Genomic DNA, 17,704 nt, shown 5'->3' with positions numbered 1-17,704 from the left:
CGGAGGGTAAACCCTGCCACCCCTGGGCGCGCGCGGGGTGCCCCCACGCGCCGGCATCATCGAAGCCGAACGGCCGACTCTGATCATTCTGGTCGAACCGGCCATGGACGGCCGGATCGTCGATACAGAACTGGCGGCCCGCCCGGAGCTGTTGACGATGTCGAAGCAGCCCGGTGTCGAGACAAGGTTTGTCCTTCTGACGCTGGATCAGGAGGGGCGGGCGCAGGCCACGCTGGTTCCCGCCGGCTTGCTCGACAACGAATTGCCCATGGACCGGCAGATTTCCGGCGCGAAAAACCTGCCATCCCGGATCGTGCGCTCGGGCCCCGATGAGGCACTGAACGGAGCCATCGAGCGATTCATTGCCGGCTCGTCCGATTGGAACGGTGCCGACAGCTGCTATATCCGTGAAGTCCGTAACGGCGAAGGACAGCTGACCGGCCATGTAATGATGGGCTCGGACACCTTCCTCGGGCCGATCGCGCCGGACGGATCTCGTGGGAACGAGATCGTGAACAACAGTTTCCTTTTCATGGGTATCGATGGAAATTTCCAGATGATATCCCCGGCGGGAACCGATGGCCGTCCGGCTCCTCTGGTGGCCGGCGGGAATTACACCTACTACTGGATGGGTGGTTCGCATATCACTCATCGAAATACACTCGACATCATATTCCTCGGGATGCACGCTGCGTGGAACGATGGCCGAGAGGGTGAGGTCGCGTTCGGTGACGCGATAGATTTCGGCAAATTGCGCATCGACAATGTGGATCGACTGCTCGTCCGCTTCGATCCCGGCACATTGGAGAAGCTGGACACGACTCCGCTGCCGTGTGCGACGGATGTGCATTGGGGATCGTGGGTGGAACCCGATGTCGACGGATACACCTACGTATACGGCGCCAGAGAAGACGGTACGCGGAAAACTATGCATATCGCCCGTGTCGAGGGCGATGATCTGCGGCAAACCTGGGAATTCTACGATGGCCAGGGCTGGTCGGCCGATGAAGCGAATGCTGTGGAAGTCATGGAAGGCGTGGCCAACGAGTACAGCGTAACGCGCTTGGATGATGAGAACTATCTGCTCGTCACTTTCGATACCAGAACTCTCTTCAGCCCTGACATCGTGGGTTATCTGAGCAAGTCTCCGACCGGACCGTTCATTGAACCGACATTACTGTATCGAACCACGGAAGGGGGTGCGGTCGGAAAATTCGAATCCGCATACGTCAGCACCTACAATGCTCATTTGATTCCGGATCTCAGCTCCGACGGAGTACTTCGAGTCGTTTACAGTACGAACAGCTCGATGCTCGATGAAACCCTCCGCGTTTCCGGCATCTATCGGCCGCGATCGGTCGAGATCGAACTGCCGTGGCCGGGGCTGAATATGCCCGGCAGAGAACTGCCCGGATGGGTCCGCGGTGATGGTTCCGCTCATCGAGAATGGGCCCCGGCTCTCGAACCCGCCGACGCCCGCACCGGCCCGGCCGGATTTGCGCCCGGATCTCCATCGGCTGCAGAACCGAGCTGGGAGCCGGTAGGTGACGGATCTGTCGCTCCGCGTGATGGGAGAGCGGCGCTCCCCGAGGAACCGAAGACCCTCCCCCGAGGTTCCGGGCTACTCCCTACGGATGGCAGGTCCGGAGGGTTCGCCACGCAGTACGCGGGGGCGGACGGTTCGGCGCGCCGGGCGGTCGTGGTCCGGAGCGTCGGCACTGTGGGGGATTCCCTCGACGGCAGCGTGCCGGTGCCGGCCGACAGGGTGGATAGCAGTGGGCCGAATCTGGAGGTGGAGCCGGGGGGCTGTGCCGAGTGGGTCGCGGAGGAGGTCGACAAGGTCCGGCCCGAGGGGGACAAACTTCCGGATTGGGCCGACGAGCGGGACGAGCAGGGGCGGAAGCTGTACGGGCACAGTGACCTCGGTGTGCAGCGGAAGTTCGAGGCCGAGCTCCGGCTGTACGGCCGGAGGCTGGAGGATCTCGGGCCCAGGGAGGCGTTCGGGCCGGAGAAAGAGGGGGCGGGCGAGCACGGACGGCTGCGGGCTTATCAGGAGGCGGGTGAGTACCGGAACAGCCTGTGGGCGGTTCATGACGCGGTGGAATCGCTGGGCGACGGCTGTTCGGCGGTGGTCGTCGAACGGTATGCGCAGGAGGACGAGCTCGGTCTCGGCGCACATGCGTACCGGTTCCGGAACGAGAACGGCACGGTGCTGGTCGATGACCCGGCCGGAAATTTCCACGGTGTGCTCTTCGCGATAGACGGTGAACTGAATCCGCTGATCGCGGCGGAGCTGATCGGATATCGGAGCGGGGAGGTCACCGGCGTCTGGGCGATCCTGACCGATGCCCACGGACAGCCGGTGGATGCCGAGGGGAACCCGGCCCGCTTGACATCCGGCGAACTCGAGGCACTCGAACCGATCAGTGAGTACGGGGAGAGCATCCATATCGGTATCCCTCCGGCCGAGGGCTCCGGCTCCGCCGGCGGCGAGTTCGGACCCGCATCCACCGCGCACGAAGCGGAAGCCGCCGAGAGGGGCTACGAATGGCTTCGGCGGAACCTGGCCGAGGTTTCCACGGGCATCTTCGAGAACAACCGGGAATTCTTCTACGACAACTACAACTCCGAGGAGGAGCCCGCGGCGGGCGTCGCGCCGAAACCCTTCCGGCGCGGGCAGATCGACGAAATCCTCGACTACCTCATCACAGACGAACATTGGCTGCTCGACGATACGTCGACCGAACCGGTCCGGCGCAGGTTCACCCCGAGCCTGGCCGTGTACGAGGCCGTCCGCCGTCTGATGGAAGGCGACTACGACGGTCCCTACGGGACGAAACAGCATGCCCTGGATCTGATGCTGTTCGCTCGCGAGGTGGTCGAAGAGTCCCTCATGGAAGACGGCCTTTTCGCACGGGAGATCGCCCCGCGCTGGGACAACGGCGACCTCCCGTACTTCGGTGCGCACGCCGCGGCGGACAAGGTCGCCGACTGGCAGGCAGCCCGGGACGCATTCGAGAACGACCCCGATTCCTGGGAGCCGTTCGAGAACGACCCGGATTCCTCGTGGCCGGAGCGGCTGCTGCCGAACCTCACGGATGCGGCGATCGAAGCCGTGCGGAATCGGCAGCAGCGCAGCGTCGACATCATGCGTGAGATCGCCGATACGCTCGGAATCCCGGCCGACATCACAGGTATCTTTCGGCTCGAAAGACTTGTCCGGCAACGGATAGCGGCCGCGCCGGCCGACCAGGTGGATCCGTACGAGAGGCCGCTGATCGACCCCGGGGAGGCCCGGATCCGGGTGGGGCAGCGGTGGATTCATGACGGTCTCATCGCGTCAGCACACAGGTCCTGGGAGGCTTCCGTTGCCTACTCCATCGCCCATATGGAAGAGATGCGCCTGCGCGGTCGCACTCCTGATCCCGAGGTGGAGCAGCTCGACCAGATGTCCCCCGGCTGGCCTGTGCTCGAGAAGCGCCTCCAGGAGATCGGGATGCGGTTCCTGGGCCGCGCGGGGCTGTCACCCGATGATGTCAAGACCGCCGTCGACGAGAGCTTCGAGAGTATGGAGCGATGGCCGGAAAGTGTGGTGCGCGAACCCTATACGGTCGACGGTGACTCGTTCAACCGCTATCTCGACGATCTGATTTTCGCGCCGGGGGACTCCGCGGTCATCACCACCGGACTCCACGAGTCGCCACACGATGTGTGGGAGGAGCGAGACCGGTACCGGCATGGGATCTGGCGCGCCACCTATGAGCTGTGGAGTGCCTACGAAGGCACGGATCTCTCCCGCGAACTCGACGCCCGGGAGACCGAGCGCGCCGACTCCGGGCTGGCACAGCTGCGACGGACCGTTTCCGGCCTGGGGCTGATCCCGGACGACACCGTTCGGGCGGGCACCGACCTCCCGGACATCATCCGGCAGGTGCCGGATCTGGTGAATCTCATCGAAACATGGCAAACCGGCGAGGCGAAGGCCATTGTCGAGGACGCGAGCAGCGACTCCGAATCCCGGCGCCGGCTGGCGCGGCTGCGGGCCTATCGGCGTTACCGGGTGCGCCGGGACAGTCTGTGGGGGCAACTCCGAATCCAGTCCGCCCGTGCGGAATCGGCTCGGATGCGTGGCGACTACGAGGGGTTCGACCAGGCCATGGACGACGTCGTCCCAGTGTGGTCGCAGGCCGTCGAATTGATCGACGAGTACTGCGAATCACTCGATCCGCGACCGACCCCGGGTCCCTATGACACCGAACCCGCCACCGGCCTGTCCTCCTACTATGACCACGCCCGCTTCAACACCGAATACGCGAGCTTCCGCGCCGCGGGCGCCCGCATCGACCTCGGCCAGATGCGGTTGGAATTGCCGGCCGCCGGATTCGACGGTCGACCGGCGGGCGACGGTGTTCGTCTGTATGCCGCCGTGAAAGATGCCGAGCCGCAGTGCCAGGCCGCGTTGACGACGGTGCGCTTGCGTGGCAGGCAGGCCAGGGCTGCCGTGGATGCGATAGCGGTCACGCTCGGTCTGCGTCGACCCGGAACGATACTGCCCGAATTCGGGGCGCCCAGCCCAGACGCTCTCACCGAACTGCGGAACAGTCAGTTGCCGGAGCCGATGCGGCCACCGCCGGAGCGTGTGCTCTTCGAAGAAACCGTCACCGAACTGCGGAGCAGGCTCGAAGAACAGAACGATCCCGATATCGGTCCCGCGCGACGGGCGATGCTGCGCGAGATCGGCCGCTCGCTCGAGCGGGCGGTTCACGACATGTATGTCGTGATGGCCGACACCGCGGCCATCACCGACTATCCCGGCCTCGGGATGGACCTCACCCGTCCCGGCGATATCCACGACGAACGCCTCGTCGAGCGCACCGGTTCAGTCGAGTCGGCGCTGATGTTCGAGGCGGAAAAGGTGGCACGGCGCGCGGAATCGGCCGCCCTCGAACACGCGACACCCCATGCCGCCGATCTCGAGCAGATCACGCGGCGCCTCGCGGATCTCGAAGCCGGACCGGAGCTCGGAACCTCCGACGAAGAGGTCACAGGCCCGTGGCATATAGACACCTGGGAATCCGAAGTCATGCGGCGGCTGGACGCGGCAGCCGAGCGTCCGGGCGCTCCGGCCGGGGTTATCGCCGATATCCGCCGTGACACGTACTACATACTCCTGGGCTGCTACCAGGCTCGGCGCGAGATGGCGAGTTCCGCCGGGATCGAGTCCGACCTGGAAACGGCTACCGTACACGTGAATCGGGTGCTCGCGGTTCTGTACAGTTCCGCGGTGGAGCGGCGTGGTGCCGCGTTGGTGGAAATGCGATCGGGGAAGGTTGCCGAGTCGCTGACACATGCGCTCACCGCCGCCGAAGATGAACTGTCACTGCTGTCTGTGCTGGCGGATCCCCGGCAGCGAAACGGTCATATCCTGAGGACCGCCGATACCGGGTGGGGCCCGAAAGGTCCCGCATATGAGCAGGATATCGCCGCGGCACTGGCCGAGGTGATCGAACAGTTCACCGGCGATGTAGAGGCCGTCGCGGAAACGATCGCCGGTTTCGCAGCCGCCGAGCTCCGGCGCGCCGACGGGAGCACGATCGGATTCGCGCCCGACGATCTGCGCGCGATCAAGAAATACCTGTTCGGCTCCGCCACTGGCCTGGGAACGGTGACCACCTGGCTGCGACTGGCGGCCGACGACTACCCGGATGACCGGCAGCGGCTGTCCGATATCGAGTTTCTCGACAGGGTCCTGGCCGAAATGCGGTCCATGGCCGTCCACACCGCGAACGGTGGCACCTACACGCCGGTACACACAGTCATGGATTGGCGGCCCGGGCACTATCCGGCCGCCGGCCAATCAGCGGTGGAGGGTGGCCTCCGGGGTGCGGAATCGGCGGTAGCGCAGTACCTCGGCCTCGGCGAAGTCCGGAGCTCATCCGCTGTGGCGCAGGCATTCGGGGAATGGGCGCGGGGGAGCCGAGAGCTGGACGAACCCGTCACCGTCGGTGAGGCCGACTTCGCGAACCGTGATTTCGGCGACCCCGGCGAGCGCGACAAGTTCGTCACTGTGGTGCGAGAGCGTGCTGAGAAAGTTGCTGCCGGCCGGGCACCGGTCGTCCGTGCAACACGGGACTACTATCGCGCGCTCGCCCGCGACACGCGCCGCGCCGGCGACGACCGAGCCTCCGAGGGCGCGGTGGAGGAGACCTTCCGCCTGTTCGGGCACGCACTGCTGAACGATCGTGCCTATTCGGCACTGCGCCGCGTGTGGGCGCTGGCGGCGACACTGTCCGGCAGGCTCTTGGACACGCGCAGCGGCCACAGCGTCTTGCGGGAGGACCCCGCCGAGCTACTCGGCCACATACGCGCCTGGTCCGGGATACCCGCAAGCCAGTGGGCGGATGAGAGCCTCTGGCGGACACGCGAGTTCGCCATGGCCGAAACGCTGCATTCGGATCTCTCCGTAGTGGAGCAGGTATCGGCGCGGCGCGAGCTGCGGCACCGTGCACTGCGGGTCACGTTGTGGTTGCTGCAGGAGCATTATGGGGCTTTGTCCGAGATCTACGAACACTGGCGAGTATGGTCGCCGACGATCGGGGAGCCACACCGACTCGCGCGTGCGGCGGACGGGAGAACCGCTCGCGAAATGGTCGGCCGGCTGTCCGGCGAACTGGCTGAACTCACGGATACTCGCCGGGAAGGTGCCGTCGGCGATATGCGGGCGCTGATGCGCCGCATACACAAAGCCGGTCGCAGTGAGAGAGCCAGGCGCACCGAGGGAACCGGGCGGCGCGGAGTGGCCGCCAAGGCCGCCGCGTATCGGCGGCTACTGGACGAGCAGACCGACAAGATCAAGTCGGCGGCGTCCAGCACGCAGAGTGTCGGCCCGCTGCCCTGGGACGATCTCCAGTACTGGCGGGGTGCATCCCAGCTGTACTGGCTACGTCGTGAGCTCGATCAGCTGATATTCCGGGCCTTCTGCGCGCGAGCCGAATCGGAGCTGCTCGCCGGAAAACCGGAGCGCGCTGCCGCATTCCTGGCCGAGGCTCAGATCGCTTGGAAGGATTTCGTGACAGCGGCCGACATCCGACGAGCGAAGCTACGGGATGTGCTGGTCGCTGTGGCGACCCAAGTCCTCGGGGAAGACGCCGTGCGTGAGCGCGAATTGGGCGACAGGGAGATTCGTGACCTGCACCGGATGATCTCCGAAGAAATCAGCAGCCGGATCTACGTCGCCACATCGAAATTGAAGACAGAGAGCGATATCGAGAGCGGCCGGGGAGCGGGGCGGTTCGATATCGCGCAGCAGGATGCCAACCGCCTGGGGGGTGGACGTTTCGCCCGGCGCACGCTGACCCGGAGAGTTACCCGGCTGGCCGAGCTCGGTTTCGAGGCGGCGGTGGCGCACAATGAAAACTGCCGTATCGAGGTCGATCTCCACCGGTTCCGGGGAGATCTGCCCTACGCCAGGGGTACGGATTACCTGCGGGATCCGATCGCCCCCCTGGTAGCTTCCCAGGATTCGGTCGACTCCTGGTCCTACATTCGGCTGGCCGCCGCCGTCCGCAACCGGGGTTGGTTGCAAGACCACGACACGGACCTTCACGAAGCCGGGTCCGGGCCGCGTTACGACTTGATCGTCGCCGGGAGGTCGTCATTTCTCTACCAGGTCGAGGATACCGTCGAGGAGCTCACGAGCCTCGCGGACCGTGGGCGCCGGAACTTGGAGGAGGCGATACGGGCCGGTGTCCCGCCTGTTCGCCGGCACCTTCTGCACGAGCTGTCGCATCGGGCCGAACACGCGGCGGGGCAGGCGAAATTCGCCCTCCAATGGTCGGAAGTGGATCTGGTAGCGCGCCGACCCAATCCGAATGCCGAGAACACGGTCGTGTCGGTGAAATCCCTCGAAGAAATGGGGAGCGGCCGGGTCTCGTCCTTCTCCGATCTACGGCCGAGCCAGGTGATGGCCGGTGCCGTCGATACCTGGCATCATATCCAGGGGCTCATCGCGTCGAACCTGACCTATATCGATCAGGAATTGGAGCGCATCGAAGAGGAACTCGGGCTACCTCGTGCCGGCGATACCGTCGAGCGGGCACAGGCGTGCGCGGACCGGCTCGACGCCGAACTCGAGAAGCTCGACGCCGAGCTGGAGAAATCCGCGCGCAGCGCCGCGAACCCGATCGGGATGATCGCGTACCGCCAGACGTACTCGGATCGACACCAACTCCAACGTGAAACGAAATACTTACTGCGCCACGCGAATCTGGCGTATGCCGACAGACATGCGGATATCGTCGGATCGGATTCCCAGGAGAGCCCGCCGGATTCCTATGAGCGGGCGGCGAGCGAACTCTGGGACGTGCTGTGCACGGACGCGGAGAACCGGCGTGCAGGTGCGTGGGAAGATATCCGTGCCGTGCAGCGGACATTGGCATTGCCGGAGACCGGTGCGACGGTGCGCGCTGCGGCGGCCACCGTGTCCAAGTGGATCCGTGAGCGAAAAGCCCAAGGGGCATCGGGTCTTGCGGCCGGCCCCGATCCGGATTTCGTGCGCGGTGTGGTCGTCGGCATACTGAACGAACACTCCGACGCGACCTGGGAACTGGGTATCCTGCACGCCGACGACGCCGAGGAACCGGATTCCTCCGAGCTGCGGCTGCCAATTTTCGGCGCGCTCCGCGACTTCCCGATGGATGCCGAGGTGCAAGCGGAAGCCGATGCCGATTTCGAACGCATCAGGAACGATCCCCACGATATCGCCGCCATCGCCCGCACTATCCGCGAGGCGCGTGACGAGCGAGGCAACCTGATCTTCCCGAAAGCGGATACCGCCGAGATCCTCCGCAACCTCGGAGACATCAAGAACCACATCTTCGGGAACGAGGATCAGCGGCTCGATCCCGATACCGGGCGCCCGGAAGACGGGCCCCGCCTGGGACAGAGCCACCCGGATATGGTCACCGTCTGGGACCGGCTCGTCCGGAATACCTATGAGACCGACGAATGGGGTGTCGACCTGACCCCCGCCGAGCAGATCGCGCAGCGACGCTCCGATGTCGAATTTCTCCGCCACGAATTCTATGAATGGCTGGGCCTTTTCGCGGGATGGGACCTGGAACGCGCCCACGCCGAGGCCGACCGGCTGGCACCCTGGCAGGAAACCCGCTTCGACGCCGAACGCGCGCGAGCGCTGGCCGATTCCCGGTCAGCGGCTGCCACCGAGCATGGCCTACCGCCTGCCGAAGGGCTGCCGGGCGCGGTCGACCGCACTTTGGACCTGCTACGGCAACTCCCCGCGGGCAAGGAGCTGTACCACACGATTCGCGAGGGAGAACAGCATCCCGGTGAGGTGAACGCCTACTCCGGCGATATTGTCGAGCGGGCCGCCGGGGGGAATGTGCCGGCGGCGGAGGCGGTCGAGCGGCTGGCCGAATCGGCCGCCGCGGAGGATCTGGCGGCCTCGGGGCGGGCGGCGGCCGCCCGGGTGCACGAGATGCCTCCGCTGGCGAATCTGCGGGCACAGGCCGCAGACCAGGCTCGAATCTGGGGTGCCCGGTTCCGGATCGCGGCTCAGGTCCGCGAGCTCGGGGTGCCGGGCGCGCGCCCGCTCGACTCCACCGCTGCGGATATCGCCACACTCCGCGAGAACGGGAACGCCACCCGTGCGGCGCACCTGCGCGCCGCAGAGCGGAAATACCACGAGATCGTCCGTCGTGCCCTGGCCGAATTGGAACGGGACACGATCACTCCGCCCGGCCCCGAACTGCGCGCTCGCGCGCACGAGCGCGCCGTAACGGAACTGGGCGACCACCTGTACCGGATGGTCATCGACGACGACCTGTGCGAACCGCTTCGGGACCACGCGACCTTCGCCGATTGTCTTCGCGCCCAAGGTCTCCCACCGAATCTCGGTGACGAAGAAACCCGGGCCGTGGTCGAGGAACTCGTGCGCGCCCTCCGGAATCCCGTCCCCGACCACCTGGGCTACCCGGCGAGATCAGCGACGGAACTGCGGCAGTGGCTGGAACAGCAGCTAAGGTTCGGGGCCACCGCCGATCGGACCGCGGCCGGCTGGACTCGCTATATTCCGGCGGACCCCGCCTCCCACGCGACAAATCGGTCGAGTGCGTGGGAACGAACTGTGCTCCGCCGCAACTCCCTCAACTGCGCGAATGCTTTCGCCGATAAGGTCGCCGACCTGCCCGGATCGGACGTCGACCCGCGGATCCCGGCCAGCGCCGACGAACGGAACGCGCTCCGCGACCGGCTGGCGGTGGCACAGCAGCGGGTGGAGTCCGAGATCGCCGGGTACAGCCGGGACATCGCGCAGCCGGAGCTCGCCCGGTTGCGCCGCAGGGAACTGGATCTGCGACACATCCGGGATCTGCTCGCCGACTTCGAGGACGCCACGGCCGCCGCGGACAGCCGATATGACGGGGCAGTCCGGAGCGTCGCGAACACGCTGCTCACCGAATGGACCGGCAGTGTCGAAGGCGCCACCGTGCACCGGGAGCAGGTGGCGATCGTCCCCGGCGAACCAGGAGAAATGTGGATTGTTGCGAAACCCGGTGATCACCAGTGGCTCCGGACGGCAGTGGACGAGCCGCCGGCGGGTACGCGAATCCGCTGTTGGGAGATCGACCTCCTCGACGACGGTGCGGTGTTCTACCGGGAGACCGATGAACCGCTGCCCAGCGACGACGTGCCGTCCGTGGGCGGCTGGCATCCACATCTGGTCGATGAGTACACCGCGGCCAGAGTGGACGAACTGCGGGACCAGCTGCCGCCCGATGATCCGCGCGAGCTGATCCTCGATCGTCGGAAGATCAGCTTCGGATCCCGGCCGACCTATTACGAACCATCCCGTGATCGGGTGGTCCTCGATGCCGGGCGGACCGATGTCGAGCTGCTGGAGGAGCTGACCGCGGCAGGGATCGCGGTGGCCCGTGCGCGGCAGGGAGTGAGCCGCGACATTCTGCGTCGGATCTGCGGCGAACTCGGGATCCCCCCGGAGACAGACGATGTGGCCGAACTCGCCCGCGTTGTCCAGCGCCAGCTCACGGCTGCCGCCGAGGCCGGGACTGTCGAGCGTCCTGTCATCGATCCGGAACAATCCCTCGTCCGGGCGCGGCAACAACGCCTCGAGGACCGTTGTGCGGAACTGTCCAGCGAGGCCGAAGAAGCGCTCGACAAGTATCGTTCGGCTCTGGAATTCGAGACAGAGCTCCGCGGTGAAGTCCCTGGTCCCGACCTGACAGAGGGACGCAGGGACATGCCTGAGCAGTACGCCGCACTCGACGCGCGCACTGTTGAGCGACGCCTGGTGAACCTCGGCTTCAGAAACAGAATCACCGGGACTCAACCGCCCAAGATCGTGCGGGCAATCCAGAACAAGATGGAGGACGCGCGCTCGGCCGAGGAGCAGCGATCGAGTAGTCGTGCCTGGGCGGGCCCGAAACTATTCGCAGATTTCCTGGACGACGCCGTGTCCATCGGTGCCCACTATCATGCCTTCGACACCGCCGATCGGGCCGGTGACCAGGCCCAGTTCTGGCAAACGGTATACCGGGAGGCCCTATATCTGTGGCGCGGCCACCCCACCGGGCAGGCCCCCGACGCAGACCCGAACGTGGGTGTCGCCAGGCCCTGGGCCAGTCTCAGATCGCTGGATGCGACACGGCGAGTGGCGGCCGAGAGGGTGGTGCGGCGGCTCGCCGACCGTTTGACGTTGATCACCGACACACCTGGCGGTGGAAGCCCGAGTCCGTGGCGTCTGATGGATCTGATCGGGGAGTGGTCTGTCGCCGAGGCCGAAGCTGTCGAGCGTGACGCGGCGAGCGAATCCGGATGGACGCGCCGTCGTGCCCGGGTGCGCGACGAACGGCGCTACCTCGTACAGCGCGACACTTTCTGGGCGCGCCTCCGAATCCATTGCGCCGAAGCGGAACTGGCGCGCACCAATGGCGACGATACTGGTTTCGAGCTCGCCATGCGGGAAGTCGCCGCGGTATGGACCGCTATCGAGGAATTCATCGCGCGGCGATTCGCCGTACTGGCAGCGCAGCAGCATCCCGGGCTGGACGAATTCGCCACTCGCCACCTGGGTTTCAGAATCGACCGAGTCCGGGTCGACCTCGAGCGTATGCGAGCGGAGCTGCCGTTCGCGGGCCACACCGGAACGTCGTCCGAGGATGACCGCCTGCTGACACAGGCGCTGGAGGAATCCGAGAAATCGGGGATCGCCGCGCTCGGTACGACCATCGAACGCGGGCGGGCGGCCTACTCCGCGCTGGAAGACGCGGCCATCGCGATCGGTGTGCGCGAACAGAAATTACCGCCGCGCCGCAGAAATCTGGAGAGCTTCCTCGATCTCGAGCGGGATATCCGAACTCGGCTCGCCGATCGGCCCGCCTCCGGAGACACCGCGGAACTGGACGCGATCGCCCGCACCGTCCACCGGTCCGCCCATGCGTTCTACAGCGCAGCAGCCGATTTCGCGGCTATCCGCGAGACTCCAGATCCGGCCATGCCCCTGGATTATCCCGGTGAGCTCGACGATCACACCCCGGAGGACTATCCGGGGCCGCTCGAACTGTTCATGGCCTTCGAGGCCGAACGAGTTGTTGCAGAACACAATCCGGAAAGAGATGACGATCCGGGAGACAGCGATCCCGGCAACACAGGCCCCGGAGAGGGTCCGCCGGGAGGAGGCGGGCCTCAGAATTCCCCCGGCGATCGAGACCCGGATGCCGGTGGCTCGGCCCGCGAACCCACGTCCGACGGATCCGGGCAGCCCCCGGGCGGCAACAGCCGGGGATTCGTGCACTCGGACCACCCGGGACCGGATCACCCGCGTTACGGTGGCCCGGACGGCAGACGGCGCTATGTTTCCGATCAGCTCGACCTGGACGCGGCGGAACTCGTCCGGCAGATCGCTCCCCTCACCGGCGAGCACATCCCGGGCAGCCCGCTTGCCTCTCTCTATCGCAAGGCCGGGTCGGCGGCGCTCGCGGCGAGAGGTGATCACGCTGCTCAGGCGGAGCTCTTCGCGATCGGACGGGATCAGGGGCTGACTTCCGCGGCGCTGCAGGCCGGGCGCCGGGCGGGCCGGGCCGCGATCCGGGAGATCATCGCCGCCCGGCCGGCTCCTGGCGGTGGCACCTACGCTCAACGGCACCGCGCCGAATGGGACGAGTGTTCGCACGAAGACCCCGCCCGCCCGGTGATCACCGTGGAGTTCGCAACAGAAGGAGATACTGATGGCACTGCTGGTGTATTACCGCCTGATCCAGGACGGTCCGGCGGATATCGAGTATCAGTTCGGTGGGACGCAGGAGATGGACCAGCGGCTGACCATCCACAAGCCGACGCTGCAGTTCCAGGATCAGAACGGGGCCATACACGGGATGGTGGCGTCGACCGTGGCGCGGATCATGGGCCGGCATCGGGCCGAGGGCGTCTGGCCGGAGAACGGGATGATCCAAGCCTAGATACTTCCGATTCCGAGGCGGCCGCCCGGTTCGCCGCGGCCGTGGGTCGGCTGCGGCAACTCGGGGTCGCCATACCGTGGCAGGACACCGCTGCCCCGGATCCGCACCGGATGCTCGAACTCGTCGCGGCTGTGGAGACTCGTATCGACGCGTTCGAGGACCAGCCGGGGGAGTCGGCCGCCGATATCCTGCCACGGACGGAATGGATCGACCGCCGGACCTCACGCACCCTCGAAGATCTGCGGTACCTGCAACGGGAAGCCGTCGGCCGGGCGGTCGATCTTCACACCGCCGCATGGCGATCAGCACAGCTGGGCGCCGCCGGTCCGTCCGAGGTCGCGGCGGCCGAGTGCGCGCTGAACGAGGTCCGCGAGCTGGCCATGCGGATGGCGCTCACTCGCAGTGCATCCGGTGCGCATCAGCTGACCCGGATCGCCGATCGGCTCGGACTCGAACCCGCTGCAACCCCGGCCGCCCTCGGTGCCGCTGTCGAATCGGAGCTGTTCGGCCGCCTCCGGGCCGAAAACGACGTCGAGTTGTGGACCATGATGTCGTGGCTGCTGGCTGCCGCACAGACCGCAGTTGCCGAATATCATCGGGGTCTCGCGGAGTTCGCAAAGTTTGCCATTGCGGACGAAGGTCGTGTCATCGGCGCCGGGGAGACTCCGGCGGATGCGGGCCGCGCGCTCGCGGAGGTTGCGACCGCCGAGGCGAACCGGATGTCCGACGCGGCGGTGAATACCAGAATGGCGCGACCGAGCGGCGCCGCCGGCAGTGCAGAGCTCGCGGCGTCCAGCCCGGGCCCGGATCCGGACGCCGTCGCCACCGTGGTTGGGCCGGATGATCCCGAAAACCTGGATATCCCACTCCCGGCCGAACGTGATCCGCTGGTAGCCGCGAACCTGTTCCTGGAGCGGAATCGGCAGCAACACGCCCTGCAGGTACTGGACGATGCCGCGGATTTCCTCGGAGTGCTCGACTGGAGTGCCGTGGACGGGCCTGCCGACCTCGCGCGCGAGGCGCAGCTTCTGCTTGCGGAGTTCGACCCGGCGATCAGGAATGAGCGCGATGAGCTCGCGGCCCCGGTGCCGGACACCGACCGAGCCACACTCGCCGATCAAGGTGCCGACTGGGTGAGCGGGCATGCCCGCGGCGTTCTGCACGAAACCATGCGGTGGCGCCGCAGAACCATCGAGGCGACAGCGGCCTATTACTCCGCCGAACTACAGCTGGCGATCTGGGACGACCCCGCCCGCGCGCCGGCCGCCGAAACCGAAGTCCGCCATTGGCAGCGGCTGTGGCGGGAGGCAGCCGAGGACCGGGCCCGGGCCGGTTTGGTACGGCTCTACGCACTCGTCGACCATCTGCGGGCGGAAGATGCGGAATCGCGGGGCACCCAGACGTCGAGCCTGGTAGACGCGGCGATGGAACTGCTGTCCTCGGGCAGTGATCAGGACCGGTTGCGCCTGATCGGCGAGCAGTTGGTCGATGCGGCCAAGGCGCAGCTGGAGCGGCGTGAACTGGCGGGCACCGCATCGGATATCAGGGCTCACCTGTGGGAGTTGTTCGACGCGGCGATCGAATTCCACAGTGGCCGTGCCGATTACCACCGCGCCACCGACGGTCTGCCCGGCCTCGATCGGGACAGTTCCGGGTTCGCCGATTCCCCGCGCGATCCTCTCGGCGAGACGGTGGACCAGCTGCGAACGGAGCTGGAGCAGGCCGCGGCCATCGCCGCCACAGTGGCCGAATCCGACCTTCGTGAGATCCACCGCAAAGTGGAAGGCGGCACTCTCGGTCCGGCCGATGTCGACGAGCTGATAGCGGTGCTACGCGGCGATACCTATGGTGATCCCGGCGACGGCGACGAAACGCTACCGGCGGACGATATGCCGTGGGATGGCTACGAATACGATTCGGCCGCTGACGAATCCGCTGGGAACGACATCGTTGCGCACCTGCCCGCCTGGAAAGAACGCACAACGCTGTTCTATGCCGCCCGGGAAAACGAGCTGCAGCAGCGCATCGGCGAGGCGTACCGCCGTCATCTGCTGGCGCTTGCCGATACGGCGTGGGCCCAGTTGCGTGAGCATGATCCCGACCACCGTGCGGAAGAGGACCCGGCTCGCCCCTCCGGGCCCGATCCGAGACAGGCCCGCAGCGACGTACTGAACCAGTGGAACAGTGCGATGCGCGAATATTCCGCGGCCTGGACCGAGTCGCGGATGCTGATGCAGCAGCGGCGGAACGCGGCGCAGAAAGCTCTGCGTGATCACGCGGCCGAGGCCGAGTTGGAACAGACCGCCGACCTCGACGATATCGACCAGGTGCGAACACGCACCACCGAGATCCTGAGTGTTCTCGATACCGATGCCCGCCGCCTGCGGGCAACCCTCACCGGTGGACCCGGCGATCCGGACGAGACCTGGCGGATCGCGGAACTGGCCGGCACCCGCGCTGCCCATCGCGCGGAGCAGACGGAACTGGACCGGGTCCTGAACCGCCGCCTGGAAGTCCTCGTCCAATTCTCCGAATACACCGCCGCCACCGAGACCTCGAACCGTCTCACTGCTGAGCTGGCCGCCGCTCGCAACCCCGACGCTGCCCAGTCGGCTGCGGGCGACTCCGCGGTATCCGGTCACCGGGAATGGGTCGAGGGGCAGATTCGGATCGCGGCCACCGAACGCGCGGCGGCCGTCGTCCGCGCGCTCAATGTCCTCGCGGTGAGTATCGGTTATCCGGCAGCTCACCTACCCGAACCGGAGGCCGAGGCCGGGGAGGTGCGTGCGGCGGTCACCCGGATCCGGAACTGGTTCGAGGTGCGCCGCGACAACCTGCTCGACGGGACACGCCGGGACGAGTCCTGGGCGCAGGATACGGACGCGCTCGACGAGGAACTGGAGCGGATCGGCTGGGCGCTGGACCGGGTTCTCGTCGATCATGCCTGGGCCCGCGCGGGTGCGCAGGTGACCGACACCGTACACCCCGAACCTGGGTCGAGTGCCCCGTTCGAGACGGCAATAGAGCAGGTGAGCGGACTGACGGCGGCCGCGAACAAGGCGGTTCGGTCGCGTCTGGTCGCTGTGCGTGCACAACTACTGCGGCTCGGCGGGCGGCTCGGCGTCGATTTCGGCACCGTCGCGCGGGAGGAGTGGCGACGGATCGGCGAGCGGCTCGGCGTGGAGTTCGGCTACACGCCGGGGGATCTCGACAACCTCGCCGAGGACGAACTGGCCGACGATATCCGCCGATGGCTGCTGTCGAATCCGGACGACGGGGCCCAGCACCTGCTGGATCGGCTCGCGGTCCGCAATCGACTCGCCCAATGGGATCTGGCCCAGCTGCGGGGCGATTCAACCGAGGCGTACCAGGTTCCGGATGATGACGAACAGGAGTGGGGTGCCGCGCCGACCGGACACGATCCCGGGCAGCCGTGGCGGTTCTTCGCATCCGCTGTCGAACACGAAACCTCCGATCCGCCGGGCACGGCCGAGGCCGCCCTGTTCCGCACCGCCTGGCTCGGACCCTACCGGATCGAATTCCCCTTCGGTGCGATGGAATTGCTGCACCGCACCCGCTCCGGCCGAGAAATCCTGGAATTCCTCGAAGAGCACGGAATGCCGCACAATGTCACCGCCGTACCCGACCCGGTCGAATGGGTGCTGGAGATTGCCGGTGAAATCCAGCGGTCCGCGATCGCTCTCGACCCGCACACGCCCACGGTCGACCCGGACGACTACGCGGACCGCGACGAGTATGTCGCCACGGCCCTACTGCAGCAGGCGACGGTAGCGGCCGCCCGCTACCGGCTGGAGGAGGAGCTCCGCGCACTCGGCTACCGGCATTTCACACCGGACCCCGACCGAGAGCTGTATCGGATCTCGTTCACACGCGCGTTCACGGCGCTGGGTGCGCAGGAGCCGGATTCGGCTCGCCACGAAGCACATCGGATCGCGGTAGAACACCTGGCCACACGGCTGGGCCGCACCGAGGATCTCGGCCGGACCGGCAGTCAGCGGCACGGCGAGTACTGGAACGCGGTGCGGTCGGTCCGCACGGGTAACTACTATGTCCCGGCGGACGAGAAGGTCGCCGGACACTTCCGGGCCGGGGGGGGGGGGGGGGGGGGGGGGGGCCGCGGCCCCCCCCCCCCGCCCCCCCGCGCGGGGGGCGCGGGCGACGCCCCCCCCCGGCGGCGGAGCGGAGGGGGG

The 17,704-nt window shown here is 66.8% G+C and carries 1 protein-coding gene and 2 pseudogenes; 2 read left to right on the top strand and 1 reads right to left on the bottom strand.

Annotation, left to right across the window (positions count from 1 at the left end):
* Window positions 1-967, bottom strand: a 967-nt coding sequence (locus QH195_RS14300; protein WP_280435711.1) for a hypothetical protein, incomplete at its 3' end; no start/stop codon positions are given.
* Here QH195_RS14300 and QH195_RS35255 point away from each other — a divergent pair.
* A pseudogene (locus QH195_RS35255) lies at window positions 863-1,243 on the top strand (DUF4185 domain-containing protein); the annotation flags it as partial. The gene QH195_RS14300 and the pseudogene QH195_RS35255 overlap by 105 nt on opposite strands.
* Before the next feature lie 477 nt (window positions 1,244-1,720).
* Window positions 1,721-17,704 (top strand): annotated as a pseudogene (locus tag QH195_RS14295) (hypothetical protein); the annotation flags it as partial.

The organism is Nocardia carnea, assembly GCF_029868855.1.
In the GTDB taxonomy this organism is placed as follows: Bacteria; Actinomycetota; Actinomycetes; order Mycobacteriales; family Mycobacteriaceae; genus Nocardia; species Nocardia carnea_A.
This window is presented reverse-complemented; position numbering and strand designations above follow the sequence as displayed.